This is a genomic window from Pseudomonas sp. 05N36 (assembly GCF_056397385.1).
This window is the reverse complement of the sequence record NZ_JBFTNH010000004.1, coordinates 164,082-185,370: the sequence shown is the minus strand read 5'-3', so window position 1 is coordinate 185,370 and position 21,289 is coordinate 164,082. Positions and strand designations below refer to the sequence as shown.

Annotated in this window: 17 protein-coding genes and 1 tRNA gene; 6 read left to right on the top strand and 12 right to left on the bottom strand. The window is 57.3% G+C overall.

Annotation, left to right across the window (positions count from 1 at the left end; genetic code table 11):
• Positions 1 to 9: 9 nt before the first annotated feature.
• Positions 10 to 1,149, bottom strand: a complete 1,140-nt coding sequence (locus tag AC1DIH_RS07570; RefSeq protein ID WP_477771229.1) for an AraC family transcriptional regulator — start codon at positions 1,147 to 1,149, stop codon at positions 10 to 12.
• Between the two features lie 272 nt (positions 1,150 to 1,421).
• Here AC1DIH_RS07570 and phbB point away from each other — a divergent pair, with 272 nt between their 5' ends.
• From phbB to AC1DIH_RS07550, 4 genes are all read left to right on the top strand, one after another.
• Entirely contained in the window at positions 1,422 to 2,168 is a 747-nt protein-coding gene (gene phbB, locus AC1DIH_RS07565) for an acetoacetyl-CoA reductase (RefSeq protein WP_427528312.1), read from the top strand.
• A 64-nt stretch (positions 2,169 to 2,232) separates the two neighbouring features.
• Positions 2,233 to 3,411, top strand: a complete 1,179-nt coding sequence (locus AC1DIH_RS07560) for an acetyl-CoA C-acetyltransferase (RefSeq protein WP_477771228.1) — start codon at positions 2,233 to 2,235, stop codon at positions 3,409 to 3,411.
• Between the two features lie 160 nt (positions 3,412 to 3,571).
• Complete coding sequence (gene phaC, locus AC1DIH_RS07555) at positions 3,572 to 5,275, top strand: class I poly(R)-hydroxyalkanoic acid synthase (RefSeq protein ID WP_477771227.1); 1,704 nt, start codon at positions 3,572 to 3,574, stop codon at positions 5,273 to 5,275.
• A 61-nt stretch (positions 5,276 to 5,336) separates the two neighbouring features.
• Positions 5,337 to 5,603, top strand: a complete 267-nt coding sequence (locus AC1DIH_RS07550) for a hypothetical protein (protein ID WP_477771226.1) — start codon at positions 5,337 to 5,339, stop codon at positions 5,601 to 5,603.
• Positions 5,604 to 5,801: 198 nt separating this feature from the next.
• Here the strand turns inward: AC1DIH_RS07550 and AC1DIH_RS07545 are convergent, their stop codons facing one another.
• From AC1DIH_RS07545 to AC1DIH_RS07510, 8 genes are all read right to left on the bottom strand, one after another.
• Positions 5,802 to 6,431 (bottom strand): LysE family translocator, encoded by a 630-nt coding sequence (locus tag AC1DIH_RS07545; protein ID WP_054593296.1) that lies wholly within the window; start codon positions 6,429 to 6,431, stop codon positions 5,802 to 5,804.
• An 86-nt stretch (positions 6,432 to 6,517) separates the two neighbouring features.
• Entirely contained in the window at positions 6,518 to 7,114 is a 597-nt protein-coding gene (locus AC1DIH_RS07540) for a formyltransferase family protein (protein WP_477771225.1), read from the bottom strand.
• A gap of 101 nt (positions 7,115 to 7,215) precedes the next feature.
• The gene (locus AC1DIH_RS07535) at positions 7,216 to 8,535 is read right to left on the bottom strand and encodes an aspartate aminotransferase family protein (protein WP_477771224.1); all 1,320 of its coding nucleotides are present in this window, start codon (positions 8,533 to 8,535) and stop codon (positions 7,216 to 7,218) included.
• Between the two features lie 201 nt (positions 8,536 to 8,736).
• Positions 8,737 to 10,578, bottom strand: a complete 1,842-nt coding sequence (locus AC1DIH_RS07530; RefSeq protein ID WP_477771223.1) for a carbamoyltransferase family protein — start codon at positions 10,576 to 10,578, stop codon at positions 8,737 to 8,739.
• 98 nt (positions 10,579 to 10,676) lie between these two features.
• Positions 10,677 to 11,300, bottom strand: a complete 624-nt coding sequence (locus tag AC1DIH_RS07525; protein WP_477771222.1) for a LysE family translocator — start codon at positions 11,298 to 11,300, stop codon at positions 10,677 to 10,679.
• Positions 11,301 to 11,313: 13 nt separating this feature from the next.
• On the bottom strand, positions 11,314 to 12,357 hold the full coding sequence (locus AC1DIH_RS07520; protein WP_477771221.1) for an inosamine-phosphate amidinotransferase 1: 1,044 nt from the start codon (positions 12,355 to 12,357) through the stop codon (positions 11,314 to 11,316).
• Positions 12,358 to 12,390: 33 nt separating this feature from the next.
• Positions 12,391 to 14,583 (bottom strand): iron-containing redox enzyme family protein, encoded by a 2,193-nt coding sequence (locus AC1DIH_RS07515; RefSeq protein WP_477771220.1) that lies wholly within the window; start codon positions 14,581 to 14,583, stop codon positions 12,391 to 12,393.
• Positions 14,584 to 14,761: 178 nt separating this feature from the next.
• Positions 14,762 to 15,766, bottom strand: a complete 1,005-nt coding sequence (locus AC1DIH_RS07510) for an SGNH/GDSL hydrolase family protein (protein WP_477771219.1) — start codon at positions 15,764 to 15,766, stop codon at positions 14,762 to 14,764.
• Positions 15,767 to 16,049: 283 nt separating this feature from the next.
• Here AC1DIH_RS07510 and AC1DIH_RS07505 point away from each other — a divergent pair, with 283 nt between their 5' ends.
• On the top strand, positions 16,050 to 17,498 hold the full coding sequence (locus tag AC1DIH_RS07505; RefSeq protein WP_477771218.1) for an aminotransferase-like domain-containing protein: 1,449 nt from the start codon (positions 16,050 to 16,052) through the stop codon (positions 17,496 to 17,498).
• Positions 17,499 to 17,642: 144 nt separating this feature from the next.
• On the opposite strand, the gene AC1DIH_RS07500 is transcribed toward AC1DIH_RS07505, so the two are convergent.
• The 3 genes from AC1DIH_RS07500 to AC1DIH_RS07490 all read right to left on the bottom strand — a co-directional run bounded on the left by AC1DIH_RS07500 (position 17,643) and on the right by AC1DIH_RS07490 (position 19,767).
• Entirely contained in the window at positions 17,643 to 18,281 is a 639-nt protein-coding gene (locus AC1DIH_RS07500; protein WP_477771217.1) for a LysE family translocator, read from the bottom strand.
• Between the two features lie 421 nt (positions 18,282 to 18,702).
• Positions 18,703 to 19,290, bottom strand: coding sequence for a hypothetical protein (locus AC1DIH_RS07495; RefSeq protein WP_477771216.1), 588 nt, complete (start codon positions 19,288 to 19,290; stop codon positions 18,703 to 18,705).
• Between the two features lie 387 nt (positions 19,291 to 19,677).
• A tRNA-Ser gene (locus tag AC1DIH_RS07490) sits at positions 19,678 to 19,767 on the bottom strand.
• A 530-nt stretch (positions 19,768 to 20,297) separates the two neighbouring features.
• On the opposite strand from AC1DIH_RS07490, the gene AC1DIH_RS07485 reads away from it, so the two are divergent.
• Positions 20,298 to 20,993 carry a hypothetical protein gene (locus AC1DIH_RS07485; RefSeq protein WP_477771215.1) on the top strand — a complete coding sequence of 232 codons (696 nt, stop codon included), beginning with the start codon at positions 20,298 to 20,300 and terminating at the stop codon, positions 20,991 to 20,993.
• The last annotated feature ends 296 nt before the right edge of the window (positions 20,994 to 21,289 follow it).

The window sequence follows — 21,289 nt, the reverse complement described above, 5'->3', positions numbered from 1 at the left end:
CACAGGGGATTAGCGGTGTATCCGTTCGGCGTAGGCGCTGGCGAAGCCTGCGATCTTATGGTCTCTGCGCAGACCGACCGAGTTCATGGCTCGGACCGGCACCGGCACGGCCTCGACTTCCTTGAGCGCAAACAACGACTCATCGGCTCGATACTGACCGGGGGGCATGCCGAACCAACGGGTGCATGCCTTATGGAAGCTGCTGTGATCATGAAAGCCGAGCAGATACGTCACATGCTTCATGTTGAAATGAGAATGGCGCAAATAGAAGTCGGCCAACTGCCGGCGCACATCGTTCAAGACATCCTTGAATTGCGTGCCATCCTTTTCAAGGCCTCGCTGAAGCGTTCGCTTGCTGATGTTCAGTGCCGCCGCAATCGATTCCATATCACATTGCCCTTGGCCCTGCCCCTGACTCAAGCGCTCGATAATCAGCGCGCGAATCCTGCCAACAATAGAGCCGCCGGACAACTGGTCCAATTGAGCCTCGGCAAAACTGTCATGGAGTACGGCGAGCGCCTCGTTGGCCATGCTCAAAGGACTCAGAAGCTCCTCGCCATCGAACAGGATGCTGTCAAAAGCCGCCCCGAAATGCAGCGGGCAGCCAAAAAGCCGCTGATGCTCCGACGTGTCTTCAGGCTCGGGATAAGTGAACTCTACACTCAACGGTTGCGGTGACTTTCCACCCGCCAGCCAGCGGCAGAACCCCAGCAGCGAAGCCAGCCCTGCATCCGCATATTGCCGGGGTTTGACCGAGCCACGTTGCTGATGATCGAGGCTGGCCAGACGGAAATGTTGCTGCTCCTGGACAAAGAAAAGGCTGAATCCGGTACTTATCAACGGGCTGAAACGAACCAGGCGTTCGAGCGCCCTTTTCAGATTCGAACTGGACATCATCGTGTAGCCCACGATCTGAAAAACGCCGGGGTGAAAACTCCCGTAGGCCTTCAAACCTATGTCCGGATCATCCGAGGCCTGAGCAGCCAGATCCCAAAGACGATAGATAACGCTTCGCTCGCAGTATGCTCCAGGTTTATTCACGAACTCGACGTCCAGTCCCGCCTCCTGGCACAGACCGGTAACGTCCAGCCCCTGAGCCAAAAGCGTATTCGCCAGCATGCCTGCATAACCTGAACTCATTCTATACATAGCGCCCTCAATAACCTGTGGAACCGAACATCCTGTCCGGAGCCGATATTGACCTACGCTGAACATATTTCAGCCATGTTTCACGAATATTAATTATCCGTTCCGTTTCAAGTATTGATCCCAGTATAGGTACTCCTCATTTTTTGCAAGCCGTCTAAAACGCCTGTGTGGCACCGATGGACACGAATACGTCACCTACCAACACTTCCGCACGAACCGTTGATATCGAACAATCTTCGCTCCTGCAGCGCAAAAAGAAGGGAAGTGGAAATATGGAGTCGCGTAGTCGTATTGCGGTAGTAACAGGTGGTATGGGCGGCATTGGTACAGCCATCAGCCAACGTCTGTACAAGGAAGGCTTCAAGGTTATTGTCGGCTGCAGTGCCAATTCGGGTCGCAAGGATGACTGGATGGCAACACAGCTTGCAGCAGGCTATCAATTCGAATGCGTCGAAACCGATATCACCGATTGGGAATCGACCCGCAAGGCCTTTGAGATGGTGCGCGAACACTTCGGGCCGATCGACGTACTGGTCAACAATGCAGGCATCACTCGTGACGCGTCCTTCCGCAAGCTCACCCCGGAAGACTGGAACGCGGTGATCGGGACCAACCTGAACAGTTTGTTCAACACCTCCAAGCAAGTCATCGAAGGCATGCTCTCCAAGGGTTGGGGGCGGATCATCAACATCTCGTCGATCAACGGCCAGCGTGGCCAGTTCGGTCAGACCAACTACTCGGCCGCCAAGGCTGGCATCCATGGTTTCACCATGGCACTGGCCCGGGAAGTTTCCGGCAAGGGCGTGACCGTCAACACCGTCTCCCCCGGCTACATCCAGACCGACATGACTGCGGCAATCCGCAAGGACATTCTGGACGGCATGATTGCCGGCATTCCGGTGGGTCGCCTTGGCCAACCCGACGAGATCGCCTCGATCGTGGCCTGGCTGGCCTCCGATGAGTCCGCCTACAGCACCGGTGCCGACTTCTCGGTAAACGGCGGCATGAACATGCAGTAAGCCCAACCAGGGCATGAATGCCCTGGTGTGTTCGACGAATTTTGTCTTTTCAATGAGGTCACGCATGAACGAAGTCGTAATCGTTGCCGCTACTCGTACCGCCATCGGCAGTTTCCAGGGTGCTTTGTCTGCCATTCCCGCGACCGAACTGGGTGCCGCAGTGATTCGTCGCTTGCTGGAGCAGACGGGTATCGATGCTGCTCAAATTGATGAAGTGATCCTCGGCCAGGTACTCACTGCCGGCGCTGGGCAAAACCCGGCCCGCCAGACAGCGATCAAGGCCGGCTTGCCACACACCACGCCTGCCCTGACCTTGAACAAGGTCTGCGGCTCGGGTCTCAAGGCGGTCCATCTCGCCGTCCAGGCAATCCGTTGCGGCGACGCGGAACTGGTGATCGCTGGCGGTCAGGAAAACATGAGTCTGGCTCCCTACGTTCTGCCCAAGGCACGCACGGGTCTGCGCATGGGCCATGCGCAGCTGCAAGACAGCATGATCCAGGATGGCCTGTGGGACGCCTTCAACGACTACCACATGGGTATCACCGCTGAGAATCTGGCGCAAAAATACGAGATCTCTCGTGAAGCGCAGGATGCCTTCGCCGCCGCCTCGCAACAGAAGGCCGCTTCTGCCATTGAGGGCGGGCGATTCCAGAGCGAAATCACCCCGATCCTGATTCCTCAGCGTAAGGGCGAACCACTGGTCTTCGACACCGATGAACAGCCGCGTATCGACAGTACTGCGCAAGCCTTGGCCAAACTCAAACCGGCATTCCAGAAAGACGGCAGCGTGACCGCCGGCAATGCTTCGACCCTCAACGATGGCGCCGCCGTACTGTTGCTGGCCAGCGCCGCTAAAGCACAAGCGCTGGGCCTTCCGGTACTGGCACGGATCAAAGCCTATGCCAGCGCCGGTGTGGACCCGTCGATCATGGGCATCGGCCCGGTCCCGGCTACGCGTCTGACCCTGAAAAAGGCCGGCTGGAACGTCGAGGACCTGGACCTGATCGAAGCCAATGAAGCCTTCGCCGCCCAGGCGCTGGCCGTTGGCAAAGAGCTGGGTTGGGACGCCAGCAAGGTCAACGTCAACGGTGGTGCGATCGCCCTTGGCCATCCGATCGGCGCGTCGGGGGCACGGATTCTGGTGTCGCTGGTACACGAACTGATCCGTCGCGACGGCAAGAAGGGACTGGCCACTTTGTGCATCGGTGGCGGACAAGGCGTCGGCCTGGCTATCGAGCGCTAACCAACGGCATCCGAGTAGCCAATGCGCGGACCTGGGACCTTGTTCCGCGCATCAGGCTGGCGTCAAACAATGCTGCCCGCATTCCTGCCGTCGCTACGCCGAAGTCCGGCAAAGCGCGGCTTTTTTCTGCCCGGCTCATCGGTATGGGCAAGGAACTTTAATGGACAACAACGCGCATACATTCAAGACCTATTGGTCAGGCCAGGTTCCGTTCATCGCGTCCTTTGCAGTGCAACAATTGCGCCTATGGGTCAGCACTAATCCCTGGTTTTCCGGACATGAGCACGGCGCCTGGTTCGAGCTGCCTCGCGAAACCCTGGACAGCCTTCAAGCGGACTACCAGGTTCAATGGGGCCAACTCGGCCAAAAACTGCTGACCGGCCAACCCTTCAGCTTCGATGATCGACGTTTCGCCAGCGGCAACTGGAGCGAGCCAGTGTTCGGCTCCCTCGCTGCGTTTTACCTGCTCAACTCCAGCTTTCTCCTGAAACTGCTCGACGCGCTGCAGATCGACGACAAGAAACCGCGCCAACGCCTGCGCTACCTGGTGGAGCAAGCCATTGCCGCCAGTGCGCCCAGCAATTTTCTGGTCAGTAACCCTGATGCGCTCCAGCGTGCGGTTGAGACTAAAGGTGCCAGCCTGCTCACCGGCCTGCAGCATCTGGCCAGCGACATGAACGAAGGCAAAATGCGCCAGTGTGATAGCGGTGCCTTCAAGGTTGGCGTCGACCTGGCCAATACCCCGGGCGAAATCGTCTTCGAGAATCACCTCTTCCAGCTCATTCAGTACTACCCGCAAAGCGAGACCCAGTACCGACATCCGGTATTCGTCGTACCGCCGTCGATCAACAAGTACTACATCCTTGATCTGCGCCCGGACAACTCGATGGTCCGCCATCTGCTGGAAAAGGGACATCCCGTATTCCTGATCTCCTGGCGCAACTTTGACGAGGAACACGCGGGCACCACCTGGGATGATCTGATTGAGCACGGGGTCATCGACGCCCTGCAAGTGACCCGTGAGATCAGTGGCGAGCAGCGACTCAATTGCGTGGGTTTCTGCATCGGCGGCACCCTGTTGAGCACCGCGCTGGCCGTACTGGCTGCACGCGGTGATCGAGAGATCGCCAGCGTGAGCCTGTTGACCACGTTCCTTGATTACCTGGATACCGGTCCCATCGACATTTTCGTCGACGAAGAACTGGTGGCCTATCGAGAGCGCACCATCGGCGGCATGAATGGCCCCATCGGCCTGTTTCGTGGCGAGGACATGGGCAATACCTTCTCCCTGCTGCGCCCCAACGAGCTGTGGTGGAACTACAACGTCGACAAATACCTCAAGGGGCAGAAGCCGATTCCGCTTGATTTGCTGTTCTGGAATAACGACAGCACCAACCTTCCGGGCCCGATGTACTGCTGGTACCTGCGCCACACCTATCTGCAGAACGATTTGAAATCAGGTGAGCTTGAGTGCTGTGGGGTCAAGCTGGATTTGCGTGCAATCGACGCTCCCGCTTACATCCTCGCCACCCATGACGATCACATCGTGCCCTGGAAAAGTGCCTACGCCAGTACCAACCTGCTCTCCGGGACCAAGCGTTTTGTACTGGGCGCTTCCGGGCATATCGCCGGTGTCATCAATCCACCCGCCAAGCAGAAGCGCCATTACTGGACCAACAATCGGGTCACGAAAAACCCGGAGACCTGGTTCAAGAATGCCGAGCAGCAACCCGGTAGCTGGTGGAATGATTGGTTCAACTGGCTGGAGGGACACTCCGGCGAGCGCCAACCCGCGGTTGCGCACACCGGGAACGAAAAATTCCCGCCTCTGGAGCCGGCGCCAGGCAGTTATGTAAAGCAATGAAAGGCTGCGGTGGGCCAGAGCGCGACACATCATTTATTTGGGTACTAAGGAGAGACGACCCGTGATCACCCCGTTCCGCATCAACGAAGCACTTTTGATTGCCAGCCACGCATTCAAACCTTTTCAATGTGTCGCCTGGGCTCCGCAAGACGGTAATGGCGAACTGAGCCTGAGCGTCATCGACCCGGCCAACACGCGTATTTGTCGCAAACTGATTCCAAGCAGTGCCTATTCCGACCCGACGCAGCTGGAACGCCTGCTGGAAGAGGTGCGCACCGAGTTGAGCCAAGAGGGTTACACGCTGCAATCCTGGACAATGCCAGCGTAAGCATTCTCGCGGATCGCCAACGCTGATCCACCTACCGCTGAACGCTTCGCCGGCCCTGTGTACTTTCCCATGGAACACCCCATCGGTTATGTCTAACCGTTGGGGTGCAGTCCAAATTCAGCTGGACACCACCGCCTTTGGCGTCGGGGTCAGAAAGGCGTGAAGAATGCGGCGTGACATCCGGTTTTTGCATCAGCATTAAAACAACGAGCTGATAAACCCAATCGCAACGATCGAATAGAAGGCTGCGCAGATCATCCCGAACGATTTTCGCGTTCGAGTGAAAAACGGTTCAGCCGAATGGGCTGAAAACGCCAATGCGTAAGTACTGAAGATCAGGAACCCGAGCACGGCACAACCGGCCACCAGGACAAAACTGGCCCAGGCGGGTGCATTCGCGCTAAGCCCGACCGTGGTCACGGTGAACCAGGTCAAGGCAGCTTTTGGGTTGGTGAGGTGAATACCCAGTCCTTGTAAATAATACCCAATGTTCCTGGTCTGTTTGGTGCGAGCTCGAGCAACCGTGGTGGCATTGTGTGCCAGTGCACCGCGAATCGACTTGTAGGCCAGAAAGAACAAATAGCAGGCGCCAAGGACTTTCAGCCAGACCAGAATCTGCGTGTAGGAAAGCAGCAACGCCGATACCCCAGCCGCGGTCATTGCCCCCCAGCACAGCGAACCGGAAATGACCCCCGCCGCCAACGCCAGCCCAGGTGTGCGCCCAAAGTTCAGGGAGGTATTGGCAATCGCCAGGTTACCCGGACCGGGGCTGGCGGTGCCGATGACGTAGACCGCCAGCGCGGCTCCGAAGCTCGAAAGATCAAACATATGACGGTCTCTTATCAGTCGCACCAACGCGCGCAATGCACACCCTTCAGGCCGCTATCGGCCTGAAGCCCCCCCAAAAAAAGCATTTATTTGAAGCAACGATGATCGGGCTCCTGGGCGCGAATTTTTTCCATCCAGGGTTTCAGCTCGGATTGCTTGTACAGCCGCTCGCCCCAGCGCTCCGGTGAAACCGGCAACGACCGCCCTTGCAGGATGTAATCGGTGAGCAGATGAATAAACTGCTGCAAGCAATACGCGCCCACATGCAAACGGAGCGAAGACGCCGTCTCGGCCGGAGCAACGTTAAAGCGCGCGACATGGATGATCTCCCCGCTGTCGACCGAAGGCGCCAGGTGATGGCAAGTCGAACCGTAGGTTTCATCGTTGTAGTAAATCGCATAGTGCTGGCTGCCCAGCCCACGGTATTTTGGCGGAGCCGGGTGCAGGTTGATCGCGCCCTTGCGGGCGTTCTTATAGATACTTTCCGGGAAGATAAAGTCGCCGCGATAGGAAATGATCCAATCGCCTTCCCAGTCATCCAGGTGATAGGGATAAGGATCGCCGGGATCCCAGCAGAACACTTCAAGGTTGGAAAACACGGTTTTGGCGAACTCGACTCCGTGATCGCACCAGTCCATGGTGCACACCGAAAGGAGGACTTTGTCCTTGCATGCCTCAATCATCTGCATCTTCTATTCCCCATCAACGAGTAGTAACGGTGAAACCGGCAAGCGCTGAACGACTGTCGCGAACGTGCTCACGCCTGCGCAAAAAGGGCGAACCGTCATTGACCGACGGCCCTTACAACGGCACTGAAACGTTCGACCATCTCGGCGACTTCGGCCTCGCTGGAAATAAAGGGCGGCGCAAACAGCACATGATTGCCGTGAGTGCCATCGACGGTTCCACTGCCGGGATAGATCAGCAGACCGTGTCTCAAGGCTTCCTGCTTGAGGGCGGCGGCATACGCCCCACCACCACGAAACGGCTCTTTACCCGTGCGGGTTTCGACGAATTCGAGGCCGACAAACAAACCACGGCCTCGCACATCGCCGACGGTCTCAACGTCAGCCAGGCTTTCCTTGAGCCAACTGCGCAATTGCTCGCCACGGGTGCGAACCGTTGCCAACAGGTTTTCTTCAGCGATGACCTTCTGTACTTCCAAAGCAATCGCGCACGCCAGCGGATGGTTGACATGGGTTTGGCCGTTGCCCAGCACCCCGGAACCCTGGGCCATGACCGAATGCACCCGGTCGCTAACCAGCAACGCTGAAATAGGCATGTAACCGGCCGCAAGCCCTTTGCCCACGGCCACCATGTCCGGCACGATCCCGTCGTCGGCATAGGCGTACATCTGGCCGGTGCGGCCCATGCCCGCCATCACTTCATCGAGGATCAGCAGAACGTCGTGACGCTCGCAGACTTCCTTGATTTTGCGAAAGTAGCCGGGGACGGGAGGAACCGCCGCGTTGGTCGAGCCGACAACGGTTTCAGCGAAGAACGCGGCGACATTTTCGCTGCCCAGCGCGTTGATTTTGTCGTCCAGCTCCTGGGCCAGACGCGTGGCGTACTGCTCTTCACTCTCGCCTACGCGCAGTTCGCGATAGGCATAACACGGCGAAACAAATTCAGCGGGCGGCAACAGTGGCCCGAACACCGACTGACGTTGGGCATTCCCGGAAATACTCAGGGTGCCCAAGGTGCTGCCGTGATAGCTCTGGCGCCGCGAAATGAACGTCGACTTGGTGGGCAAGCCACGCTCACATTGATATTGGTAGGCGATCTTCATCGCCAACTCCATGACCTCCGAACCGCCCGACAAAAACTGCGCCCGCGCCAAGCCACCGGAAGCGCCTACCAGCTGTTCAGCCAGCTCTTCGGCGGCTGCCGTGGTGAAACTGCCGGCATGGGCCCAGGCGAGCTTTTTCGCTTCGCGCTCGAAAGCCGCCACGATACGCGGATGCGCATGCCCAAGACTCGACACCGCTACGCCACCACAGGTATCGAGGTAACGCTTGCCTGAGGCATCCTCAAGCCAGACACCGGCCCCGTTGACGGCGAGGATCGGTGAGGTGTTCAGGTTTTTGTAAATGACCTTTGACATGGGCGTGAGTCCTTGGGCTGTTGGGATTATTTTCCCTTTGCCGGATGATCCCATGCCGTCGGGGCCTGGTGAAAATTCCGGCCAAAACGGGATGAATGAAAGACCGAGCGGGTCAGTCCAATGGGCAGCAGTACAACGATGAACATAAGAAACGCGAGGAACCTGAGCACGAAAAAATCTCCTTATTGTTGAAGGTGAACATCAGTCCAGCGGGATATCGCTGCGCCAGTCGACTTCTTCAACGAACGCTGGCTGACCAGGACGCTCAAGCACGAAACGGCCGAGCACCAGCACGTCCATTTCCGTACGCATGAAGCAGGCATAAGCCTCTTGCGGCTTGCACACGATGGGTTCGCCACGCACGTTGAACGAAGTGTTGACCAACACCGAGCAACCGGTACGCGCTTTGAAACTGCGCAACAGATGTGTGAACGGTGCGTTATTTTCTTCGGTCACGGTTTGCACCCGAGCCGATAAGTCGACGTGAGTCACCGCCGGCAACTGCGAGCGAATATTGTTGATGCTGCCCAACCCACGCGCGGGACCGCCCTCTTTGAGCGAAGTCTCGGATTTGATCGAGTCGGTCACCGGCGCGACCATCAACATATACGGGCTACTTTCACAGATATCGAAATAAGTCTTGGCGTCTTCAGCCAGGACCGCTGGCGCAAATGGCCGGAACGATTCGCGATACTTGATCTTCAGGTTCATGGTGCGCTGCATCTCGGGGTTGCGGGCATCGCCGAGAATCGAACGTGCGCCCAAGGCCCGCGGACCAAATTCCATACGCCCCTGGAACCAGCCGACTACCGCACCGTCAGCCAGGCGGCTGGCGACCTGGTCATACAGCTGGGCATCGTCATAGCGGGTGTAGGGGTAGTTGTTTTCGCGCAGGAACGCTTCGATCTCTTCGTCGCCAAATCCTGGCCCCAGCAGGCTACCGCTCATGGCGTCAGTCTTGCTCCCGGTCAGGTGTGGACGCCCGGTACGCTTGACCGAATAGTCCATCGCCGCACCCAGCGCGCAACCGGCATCGCCGGCCGCCGGCTGGATCCAGATCGAGTCGAAACGCCCGGATCGGCTGAGCACGCCGTTGGCCACGCAATTTAACGCCACGCCTCCGGCCAGGCACAGATTACGCTGACCGGTCTGCTTGACCGCAGCGGTCGCCAACCCCAGCACCACCTCTTCAGTGACTTTTTGGACCGAAGCCGCGAGGTCGCATTCACGCTGGGAAATCGGGCTTTCCGGTTTACGGATCGGCCCACCGAACAGCTCTTCGAAGGCCTCGCCCACCATGCGCTCGCCGCGCAGGTATTCGAAGTACTTCATGTTCAGGGTAAACGAGCCGTCAGGGCGGATATTAATCAGCTCATCGCGAATCTTGTCGGCGTAGATCGGCTGACCGTAAGGCGCCAGGCCCATCAGTTTGTATTCGCCGGAATCGACCTTGAAGCCGCAGTAATAGGTCATCGCCGAATAGAACAGGCCCACCGAATGCGGGTACGAAATCGAGTTCTTCAGCTCAAGCCTGGAGCCTTCGCCCTGCCAGATAGTGGTCGAGTGCCATTCGCCGATACCGTCGATGCACAGTACCGCGGCGTTCTCGAAGGGCGACGGGTAGAAAGCCGCAGCGGCGTGGGAGCGATGGTGCTGGGACGCCTGGGTGCGCGGGGCTTTGCCTCGCTCCAGCTCTTCGAGTTTTTCATCGACGAACTTGAGTACGTTCCACTTCCAACGAATCCATTCCGGCATCGCGTTGATGAACGTTCGCGCGCCACCGATGCCGCCGCTGGCAAAGGAGGAAATCACCCGTGAGAACTTCTCCTGGGGGTCTTCGTAATAGACCACGGCCTCCAGGTCATCCAGGGTAATGCCCTCGGCATCCAGGCAATACCGAATCGCCTGGGCCGGAAATGCCGCGTCGTGCCGCACGCGGGTGAAACGCTCTTCCTGGGCAGCTGCAACCGGGACGCCATCTTTCACCAAGGCGGCAGCACTGTCGTGATAGAAGGCAGAGATCCCTAATACATAAATAGCCATTTAAACGTGCATCCTCTTAGCATCATGCCAATACATGGAATCCCTTTCGCCAGCCGCATCTACTGGCTTCTCGGTAACTCTTGCTTTTATAAATACCTTCAAGACCACCACTCGCCGAACGGCAAGCTTTTCAATACCGGTATCAATGACGCCACCAGCACCAGGCTCATGGAGATGTTGAACGCCTTCAAACGCTGCGGGTAAGTCAAGAAGCGCCGCAGGTATTGCCCAAAAAACACCCAGACCATCGAGCACGGCGAGCCGAACAAAAAGAACAGCAGCGCGATCAGCAAAATCTGAAAACCGTAGGCATCGGCCGGCGAGGTATACGTCAGCACCGCACCCACCGCCATCACCCAGGCCTTGGGGTTGACCCACTGAAACAATGCCGCACGGGTGAAGCCCAAGGGTTTTCCAGACTTGTCGTCAAGGTCCGCGGTCGGCGCGCTGGCGATCTGGTAGGCCAGGTACAACAGGTACAGCGCACCCACCACCTGCAACACATCGTGAAGCCTGGGGTACTGTTGAAAAATCGCCCCGGCCCCCACCCCGACGGCAATCAGCATCAGCGGAAAACCGATGTTGATCCCCGCCACGTGGCGCATCGTGCGCCCGATGCCAAAGTTCGCTCCCGACGACATCAACATGACGTTGTTAGGCCCCGGTGTGACGCAGGTGGCGATGACAAACAAAATGATCGAGTAGTAATCCAGGGTTTGCATCGTCCCCCCCTTATCAACGGTAATCTTCCAGCGTCCCGCGCCGACGGATGTCGACCGACACACAATGGAAACCGCCACTCAAACTGCGGGCATGGCGCATCTTCAATGGCGCCACATCGACGCCATGTTTTTCCAACGCGCGGATCAACGGAACCTGCTGGTCGTTGATCACCGCCAGTGACGGGTTGACCATGATGAAGTTCATGCCCTGCCAGATCGACGCGCGCGGGTAGGACCAGCAATAACCGGTATCGACCATTTCCGGCGACCAGATGATGTCCCAGTTTTTGAAAATCTCCGGGACCTGGTCTTCGCGAATTCGCTCGGGGTTCAACACCACCAGCCCTGGACGCACCAGGGTGATGGTCGTGTCCAGGTGCGTGCCGTCATAAATCCCACTGACCGCGTGCACCCGGTACTGATCGCCGAGCACACGCTTGAGCCATTCGTAACCCTGCTGATTGCCGCTGCGTGACACCAGGTAAAGAATGTCGCGCCCGATCCGCAGCACATTGGCGGCATCGAAAATGGGCTCGTCGTTGGCGATGATCGACCCCTCGGAGGGGTTGACCCGATAAGTGGAATCGGCCAATTGCGGCTTGGGTGCCGAGATCCAGTTGGCGCCGCTGGCGAAATAGTCCTGCACATGCTTGCGATAGGCGAAGGGTTCGAAATACCGGCTACGCAGGGCCATCGGCGCTTCGATGATGGTCTGGCCGATCGGCAGCAACACATCGCGCGGACAGTAATTGTATTCACCATCGGTTTGCCATTCGCAAGTCCCGAATACCGCTGCGTGATCGGAAGTCTCCGGCCGGCGCACGGTCACGCCGTGGGAGACCAGGAACGCAGCGAAGGCATCGAGGTCCTCAGTGGCTTCCTCAATCACTTGCTCTGGGTACGGGCCGGAAGGAATGTCCTCTTGATCGGTGTGGTGCTCGCTATAGTCGAGGGCGAACAAGCCTTTATCAGGCAGTGGCACCCGCGCGCCATGGGCGACGCCGACAATCATCTCTTCGAGGGGATCCCACTCGTTGTGCACATTGACCAGAGACATGTGTAGCTCCTTGTTGTTGTTATTAGCCGTTTATCAGTCGGCGACTTCTACCAATGTTTCGCGGGTAATCGGCAAATGGTGGAAGAGCTGTTGCGAAGAGGCCCGGCGTCCGGCCCGTGGCAATACGCCCCCTGCGGACCCGACTCCCAGCCGGCGCAACACCGAAGTCCACTTGCCCGGCATCGGTGCCAGGGACTCATAGCCCACCCGCACCCGCTGCCAGTGCTCGGCCAACGACTGCGCGCCACCTGCGGCAATCTTGCGCATGTAGGCGTCAATCGCATCGGCGGCCCAGGCCGAGTGCCCGGTGGAAACGTTGTCGATGGTGTTGTGCAAGTCCACGAAGGCCGTGCTGAAACCGTAATGGCGCAGGAAGCGCCGCGCCAAACGGTAACTGCCGCCCACGCCGGATAATTCCATCGCCAGGTTCATGCCGAGCGTCTCCGGCATAAACGTCACCGGCAATTTGCCCAGGCACAGCCAATACACCGGCAAGCGGAACGACTCCTCGTCCAGACGCGGGTCCTGGGCAAACTCACGACTGCCGGTCGGTGCCAGCTCATGCCCCATCTGACGCAAACCGTCGCGATAAATCTTTGGATGATTCAATGCGTAAACGCCGTTGCCCAGTTCATCCCAATAGGTTTGAAACAGCGCATAGCCAATAGGCGAGGACGCCAGGTCAAGGTCGGTGAAACCCTGCAACCAAGCGCCGTCGATTAGCGTCAGGGGCGCCAACTGTAGGGTCGACTCGACAATTTCTTCGCGGGTCGGCATTTGTTCCGGGTCGCTTTCATCGAACTGCTCGCCGTTCTGGTCATGTTTGTCCAGCAACCAGGAGCGCAACACGTTCGCGCCCCAGTACTCTGGTAGCCGACGCCCGGAAGTCTCCAGCGAACGGCTTGAGCGCTCCAGCCATCGCGTCACGTAGGCGTGGGCAAAGGCTTGGGTGGTTGGCCCGAGCGCGCGCCCCTGCAAGACAAAATAGGCCTCGCGCAGGCTTTGCGGCCAGTGACCGAGAGACGCGTGGCGGGTTTCGGCCAGGGTGTGGATAGCGCCTGCATCGGTAGGGTTGATGATTGACTGGCGAGGCAAGGGTTCGCTGTGTGCTGCCTGGGGCAGCCAGTCGATCCATTTACGAATCACGCTCAGGTCGGCGTCGCTGAAGATCCGGAACATGCGCCCGGTCGGCGCAACCAGGCTGGTGACCAGGATACTTTTTTGCGCATTGCCGGGTACGATCAAGCGGCTGCGCGACAGGACGTCCAACAGCGGCAGCGGATCGGTTTGCGCATCCTTGAGCCACTCGGAAAGGCTACGTCCTTCCACCAGGTAATTCTGGTGATAAACCGCACCAACCCGAGCCAGCCGCTGGATCAGTTGCGCCATCGCATGCTGCGGTGACGAGGCTGCCAGTACCGCGTTGTAGAGCTGGGCATTCCAGCGCCGCAGCGCCGAGAATAACCAGGTGGCGCCCCTTATCAATTCGGTATGCCGGGCTTCGCCTTGAGCGGCGACCTGCTTGCTGATCCACTGCGCGATCGCCAGCGGCGAGGTCTCGTCCAGCCCCCCGAACGGTTCGCTCAAATCCAGCCGCCGGACGTCCAACGGCAGGCTTTCAATCTGCCCCAAGACGGCCCAGCCAGGGCAAAGGCCAACCGTACGCAGCGCCCAATCAATGCCGCAAAGCACATCGCCAAACTCATCGCTGCGACGGCTGAGGGCCAGCAATAGCGCGGGCAACTCAAAGGCCTCATCGCTTAAGTCCGGCAACATCGAAAGCTCGAAAGGCACTACCGCATAGGACTTCAGCTCCAGCTGACCAAGCAACGCCTTGAAGTGATCGGCGCGTGAGGCCTGGGGGCGGCCCACGCCGACGTCATGAGCAAACAGCTGCATGATTTTCAGCTGTGCATTGTCTTCGAAGACCCCGGGCGCACTCATGCCTTGCAGCCAGCAACCCAGAATCGACGCCATCGGCGCCGAGTAAATAGCCAGCGCCTGGGCAAATGCCTTGGCATTCCCGTGTTGCGCAGCGGCAGCGGCCACGGCGCGATAGGCCGTGCCCTGTTCGACCCGCCAGCAGTTGATCTGTTGCGCCAGTTCCGACAAGCCAGGACCGGCTTCACCGGTAGCTGGCGCGCACGCCTGCATCAGGCTTTTGAGATGCACATCATCCAAAAAGCTTTCGGGACTGATCGCCGAGCGATACAGCTGGCGCCACACATCCCCCGCCCTTGCGTGATTTGAAACCGAGCCATCCATTGCCAACATCCTGTTCAGTGCAAGTGACGTTAATAAGCGAACGTCAGAACATCGGATAAATGGAGGAGTCCGGCTTTTTCTTCTTTTTACCGAAGAGGCGTTGGATAAGTTTTTTGATCGATTTCATCACAGTTTCCCTTTAGTGAGTGGCATCAAGAATGAGCTTTGAAACGAGGTCATTGCCTTTGTCGGTGAAGTGAATCCGGTCGACGAACTGCCAGTCATTCGGGCCCAGCGCTTCAGTCATCAACGGCGTGATATCGACAAAGTGCACACCCATTTTGTGCGCCCCTTCGCGCAACTGCGCGGCATAGGCTTCACGCACACGGGTCTGCAAAATATCGCCATACACCTCAGTGAAATTTCCGGCCTGATCCAGTTCGGCAAACAGTTGCTCCTCTTCACTGCAACCTTTTGCCCGAATCCAGCCGGCCAGCGGTTGCAAAATGAAGGTCAGCTTCGCGCCCATATCCTTGGCCAGGGCGCGCCAGATATCCAATTGTTGCAGCGTCAGGTTGGCCGCGTAGTCGATCTGCTCTCCCATCGACGGCGGAGCCGGTGGCTCTGGCTCCTGGGTCTTGCCGAACAGGTTGGTCAGGCTCCACGAGCTGTGCGTTGGCTGCTCGGGCGCGAATGCATTGAAGAACTGATGGCAGTTGAAAAAGGCCCCGTGCTCGCCACGGTACTCCTTTGGCTGGCGTGCCAGGCCGAGGTTGTTGAACCCGGAAAACAGCACGATCTCATCCACCTTTGGCAGCAGGTGACGGTTGAGCGTGAAGAGCATCAGTTCCTGGGTTGAGTTGAAACTGCGACCGCCGAAGTTGAGCCAGCGCTGACCGCGCGGATCGTTCGCCGACAGGCGCGAAGACAAGGTGCAACTGTCGGAACTGGCACCGATACCGAATACCGTAGAACTGCCAGCCAACAGGCGAACACTGCCGCTTTTGTCGCAATCAGCCGCCGAATACTCGACGCCCAGAGCTTCGGAGTAGCGAAAGCCCAAACTGTCGGTGTTGACCACCGGTGAGCGGTGGTTGGCCGGATGGAAATACATCAAATACGGTAACCAACGAACTTCGCCGCCATCCGTGAACTTTTGCTCGTATTCAGCCATTTGCGGAGTGAGTGTCATCCTTGCAGTCATGCCGCCTTCATCCTCATCAGTAATCGCTGCTCATGTGCCGGAAGCGTGCCAAGCCGCTGCCAGACGTCTGAATTTGTAGGATTTTTCCTAAGACATGGGGTGCCACCTTGACTGGACATTCGCGGACCCCAGGGGCGCTATCATCCCAAGGTGCCTGGGTGTATTGCAGATACAGCGCCGGCTATTTTTTTTAATACAGTTGGCTTTTTTTGGCGAAAAATATTTCAAAATAAGTCCAATCTGTAGCTTCTTAAGTTACAGATGGCGCGCTACAGTCAGAGCCATGACTCTCTATCTGAACCTTGCCGAATTCATCAGCAGCCGCATCGAGCAGGGCCTTTATGGACCCGGCGAGCGCTTGCCCTCTGTGCGCACGCTAAGTCAGGAACACGGCGTCAGCCTGACCACCGTGCAACAGGCCTATCGCGTACTTGAATGTTCGGGGCTGGCGATACCGCGCCCCAAGTCCGGTTACTTCGTGCCGACCGACCGACGCATACCGGAACTGCCGCAGATGGGCCGCCCGACCTTGCGGCCGGTGGACATTTCCCAGTGGGACATGGTGCAGGAGCTGATGCGCTTCGAACAAAGCGCCAACGTCGTGCAGCTGGGTTGCGGCATGCCGGATGTCTCCGCCCCTACCCTCAAGCCGCTGCTCACCGCCATGGCGCGCATCAACCGGCGCAGCGACAGCCAAAGCCTGCAATACAATCACATCCAGGGAGTGCCGGTCCTGCGCGAACAGATCGCCCGGCTGGCCATCGACTCCGGCTGCCGCCTGAACCCAACCGAGATCATCGTCACCAGCGGTTGCCAGGAAGCCCTGTCAACCGCCATCCGGGCGATTTGCGTGCCGGGTGACATCGTTGCCATCGCCTCGCCGAGCTACCACGGGATGATGCAAATCCTCAATGCCACCGGTTTGAAGGCCTTGGAGATTCCCACCGATCCAGTGACCGGCATCAACCTGGAAGCCCTGGAAATGGCCCTCGAACAGTGGCCGATCAAAGCCATCCAGGTGACCGCCAACTGCAACAATCCGCTGGGCTACATCATGCCCGACGACCGCAAGCGCACCCTGATCCGCCTGGCCCAACGCTTCGATGTGCCGATCATTGAAGACGACATCTATGGCGACCTGTCCCATCGTTATCCACGGCCGCGCACGCTGAAGTCCTTTGACGAAGACAACCGCGTGCTGCTGTGCAGTTCATTTTCCAAGACCCTGGCGCCCGGCCTGCGCGTCGGCTGGATTGCACCGGGGCGCTACCTGCAACAAGTGCTGTACATGAAATACATCGGCTCCGGCACCACCGCGACCCAGCCACAACTAGCCGTCGCCGAATTCATCGCCAAGGGCAACTACCTGCTGCACCTGCGACGCATGCGCAAGCAATACAAACGCAACAGCGACCTGATGACCGAATGGGTCAGCCGTTACTTCCCGGCGGGCACCCGCGTCAGCCAGCCGCAGGGCGGCTTTACCTTGTGGGTCGAACTGCCGGAAGATTTCGACACCTATTCCCTCAACCGCTTGCTCGAAGCCCAGGACGTACAAGTCGCCAACGGCAACATCTTTTCGGCGGCCGGCAAATACCGCAACTGCATTCGGCTCAACTTCGCCAACGCACCTAATCGAAAAATCGAAATGGCCGTGAGCAAGGTCGGCCAGACCATCAGCCAACTGATACACCTGAATTCAGCTTTCGGGCCTCCGACACCCAACGCTTAGCGTCAAACAGACCGTGCGGCGTCTTTTCCCGGGATGGATTTGTTGGCAACAGCCTCGAAAAAAAGCCCTGTCTCTCATTGAGAGACAGGGCTTTTTTAAATCGCAGACAAGGTGTGCATCTGGATCGTGGGGACGATCAAGAAATCACGCAGTACGATGCTGCTCGAGCATTAAACGTACCGCGAGTCCCGCCAGCACAAACCCCATGAAGTAGCGCTGCACCGCCAGCCACAATGGGTTGTGGACGAACCACGCGGCAATCCCCGAGGCGAATAGCGCGATCAGCAGGTTGACCGAAAAGCTTACGCTGATCTGGGTCAGGCCGAGGACGATACTCTGGGTGAACACGGAACCGTGCTCGGGGTTGATGAACTGCGGAAATACCGACAGGTAGAACACCGCGATTTTCGGGTTCAGGGCGCTGGTGAAAAACCCCATCAGGATCAGTTTCTTCGACGAGTCCGGCGGCAACTGCTGGGCCTCGAACGGCGAGCGGGCCCCAGGTTTGAGCGCTTGCCAGGCCAGCCACCCCAGGTACAGCGCACCCGCCCATTTCAGCACTTCATAAGCCATCGGTACGGCGAGGAACACTGCCGTCAAACCTGCGGCGGCAGCAAATAGATGCACGAAGAAACCCGCCACCACCCCCAGCAAAGAGGTGACGCCAGCCCTGCGGCCCTGGCATATCGAGCGGGAAATCAGGTAGATCATGTTCGGCCCTGGTGTGAGTACCATGAGCAGCGCGGCGGCAACGAACACGACTAAGTCTTGAGTGGGAATCATGGGGCAGTCCTTTGTCCTCTGGAGATCAGCTTGATGGCGATAGTTCGGTGTAAAAGAATTAACGATAACTAGGCTACCGATGCGCAACCCAGAAGTCACGAACGGTGAATAGACTGAACGAGCCGTTCGATCCTGATCGAGGCTTGAGACTGGGAGACACAGGTGAAGGCGCTATTGCTGAATGCGTACATGATTGAGTGCCCGTGTGGCTGGATGCACATAAGTTCGAATTTGGCGGTGAAGGAGAAAGTCGAAGCATCAGCCCAGGTCAGTGAAATTTCGGCATTTGGGGCAGTTTCCAGATCAGCAGCAACACCCAAGTTTTGCCAAGCATCACACCTTCTACCAAGGTGCCTCTCAAGCTCATCAGGGTCGTTACGAAAACTCGCCGAGCGGCGATCAAGCAGGTTTCCTACAGAGCCTATGGTGAGCTGTACGACCTGCGGGACGAGGGCTGCGCGCCCTTGATGGTAACGACCGGGACACGTAGTTCGGGTTGAGTGATGTCATAGACCTGCAGTTCACACCCTTCCCCCCGATCTACGAAGACAAACTCCGCCAGATAGACCTTTTGCTTCTCGGGAATAAAGGCACTTGTGATCGGCCCACAGGTGTAATACGACGAGACGGTCGGATTGGCGGTTACCTTTTTCTCAAACTTGTTCTTCGACTGGTTGAATACATAGTCTTCGTTGTAAAGCGTCCGATAACCCGGCGCCGGAATCCGGCTATTGATCGTCGATGACCCGCCCACTTGCAAAATCTGGCCGGGATCGGCCTGTATTTCCAGCTGGGGGAAATGCTTGGAGAGCGCGCTGTTGAGACGACTGAACCATCCGCCGACTTTACTGCGAAACGGTTTGACTACTGTCCCCAGTTGATCGGGACGTGTATCCGGGTCGTTACCTCGGACCACTTCAAAATCGACTGGGTTGGCCGTATCGCCTGATGCCTGCATGATCACTTTAGCGTGTTGATCATCTACGGTGACCTTCTTCTGCTCCAGCATGATGCCATCTGTCCAGAGTGTCGGCGCAGAGCTGCGAGAGTCGGAACCGCAGCCGCACAACCCCAAGAATAGAACCATCGTGACAACTGTCTTCACTGCGCTTCCCTGCGTTGAACTGCCGATGAGCTACCAGGTAAGTAGCGCTTCCTGAAGGCGATAACAGAACGCCACTATCGCGCAGAACCATAACCAAAGGGAACCGCTGAAACGCGGGAATTTCACCCTCGTTTACTGGAAAACTCCAAAGCCTTCTTGTCAGAGCCTGCTTTTTACGCGTCGAATAGAGCGCCAGTCCCATAGTGGTCCCATATGACCCTTTTTCAGACGCCAAAAACCACAAACCCCCGACTTTCTCCAGGAAAATCGGGGGTTTGTGTTTACTTAATGTGGCGGTGAAGGAGAGATTCGAACTCTCGATACAATTTCTTGTATACACACTTTCCAGGCGTGCTCCTTAAGCCACTCGGACACTTCACCGTATCTCTTCAAACATGTTCTGTCTGTCGAGGCGCGCTAATGTAGTCGAAAGCTTTTCCGATGGCAAATATTTTTTTCAGAATTTTCATGCGGTTAAGCGATTTGTGAGTTCAGGCGGATTTGGAGGCATGGCAAACCTGCCAATCTTCGGCCGGGTGAATGTTTCTATATAGAGGGCAATGCGCGGTACGTATGGCCGGCTACGCTGGGCGGGCGCGAATTGGCTGACTGGACGGTCAGTCATGGCGCTTTACCTGACCTACGACGGTGGGTAACGTCTGCCCCACTTCAATACAAGGAATAGCGTCATGAGTGAGTTGATTTCCTATCAACCCAACTCATCAGCATCAACTCAGTAAATCCAGCAATATCAATACATTATGCGATATTTATGTTTATTATCCGCATATATCGCCCTCTACCGTGGACACAATGTGGACACTCTATACAGGTAAAGCTCGCGCCCCCACCCACCTCCAAGCCCTGACTAAACTAGGGTAATGTGATCAGCAGGAAGCCAGGAGCATTTTATGGATAGCAAGCGGGCGATTGAGCTGGGCGCAAAGGTCATAGAAATACAGACATTAATGATCGCGTATGCCACCGACGGCCGAACCTCCGCTCAACCTGCCGAATACCGGGAGCTCTATGGGGAGGTGACGATTGATCTGGAAGACGCGAAATATGCGAATCCCAACCCGCACAAATCGCTCGAAGTCTTCATGGCATTTTGCAAGCTCCAGGACATGAGCACTTATGCAAGCCGGCGTGCCTACGTGCAGGAGCTCTATGCCGATATCTTGCTCGACCTCAAACGGATACAACGACACGCCCCATCATCCAGGAATTGGGGTAAAGCAAATGAAGCGTTGGCTGATGAATTGACGCCAATCCGTAAGCAATGGCTAAAGGCGAAGAACTTCATCTACTCAGCAACGCCTGATTTCGAAAACTCCATAAAGGAGTCAATCAGCTCTGTTGAATCAAGCCTCATGGTGCTGCTGAACGAGCCAAATGGAACGCTCGGCAAGATCATCAAGCAAGCAAAGCTCGACGCTGATATTGAACGCTTGATCACTCAAGCCTATGGCTATGCGAGTAACAAAGATTTCGTTAGGCACGGCGGCACAGTCGAGTCAGGTCTTTCAAGGGCAGAAGCAGAGTTTTTTCTTGAGTTCGCCGCAACATCCATCGTCTACATCACCACCCGGCTAAAAAAACCATGATTCCAAGATGTTGATTGACGCAATCTTGAAAGCCATCTTCTCCAGCAAGTATGTGAAATGAAGGAATAGCCGGGGACGCCAGCCCGCTAAGGCTTTCAACCGTTCGGCACCCTCCCCCCCAGTAAGAAAAAGCGCACCAAGGCAATCCGATTAGAATTCTAAAACAAGGTTCTTAGCCAGTTTTTAACGGTGCGGCCCTTATAAACCGGGGACTTCTGATTCCGTTAGTCACGTCACCGCGCTTCGAGCGTCATGCAGAGCTCTTTCATTTTTTTGCAAAACCTTTCACGCGGTGC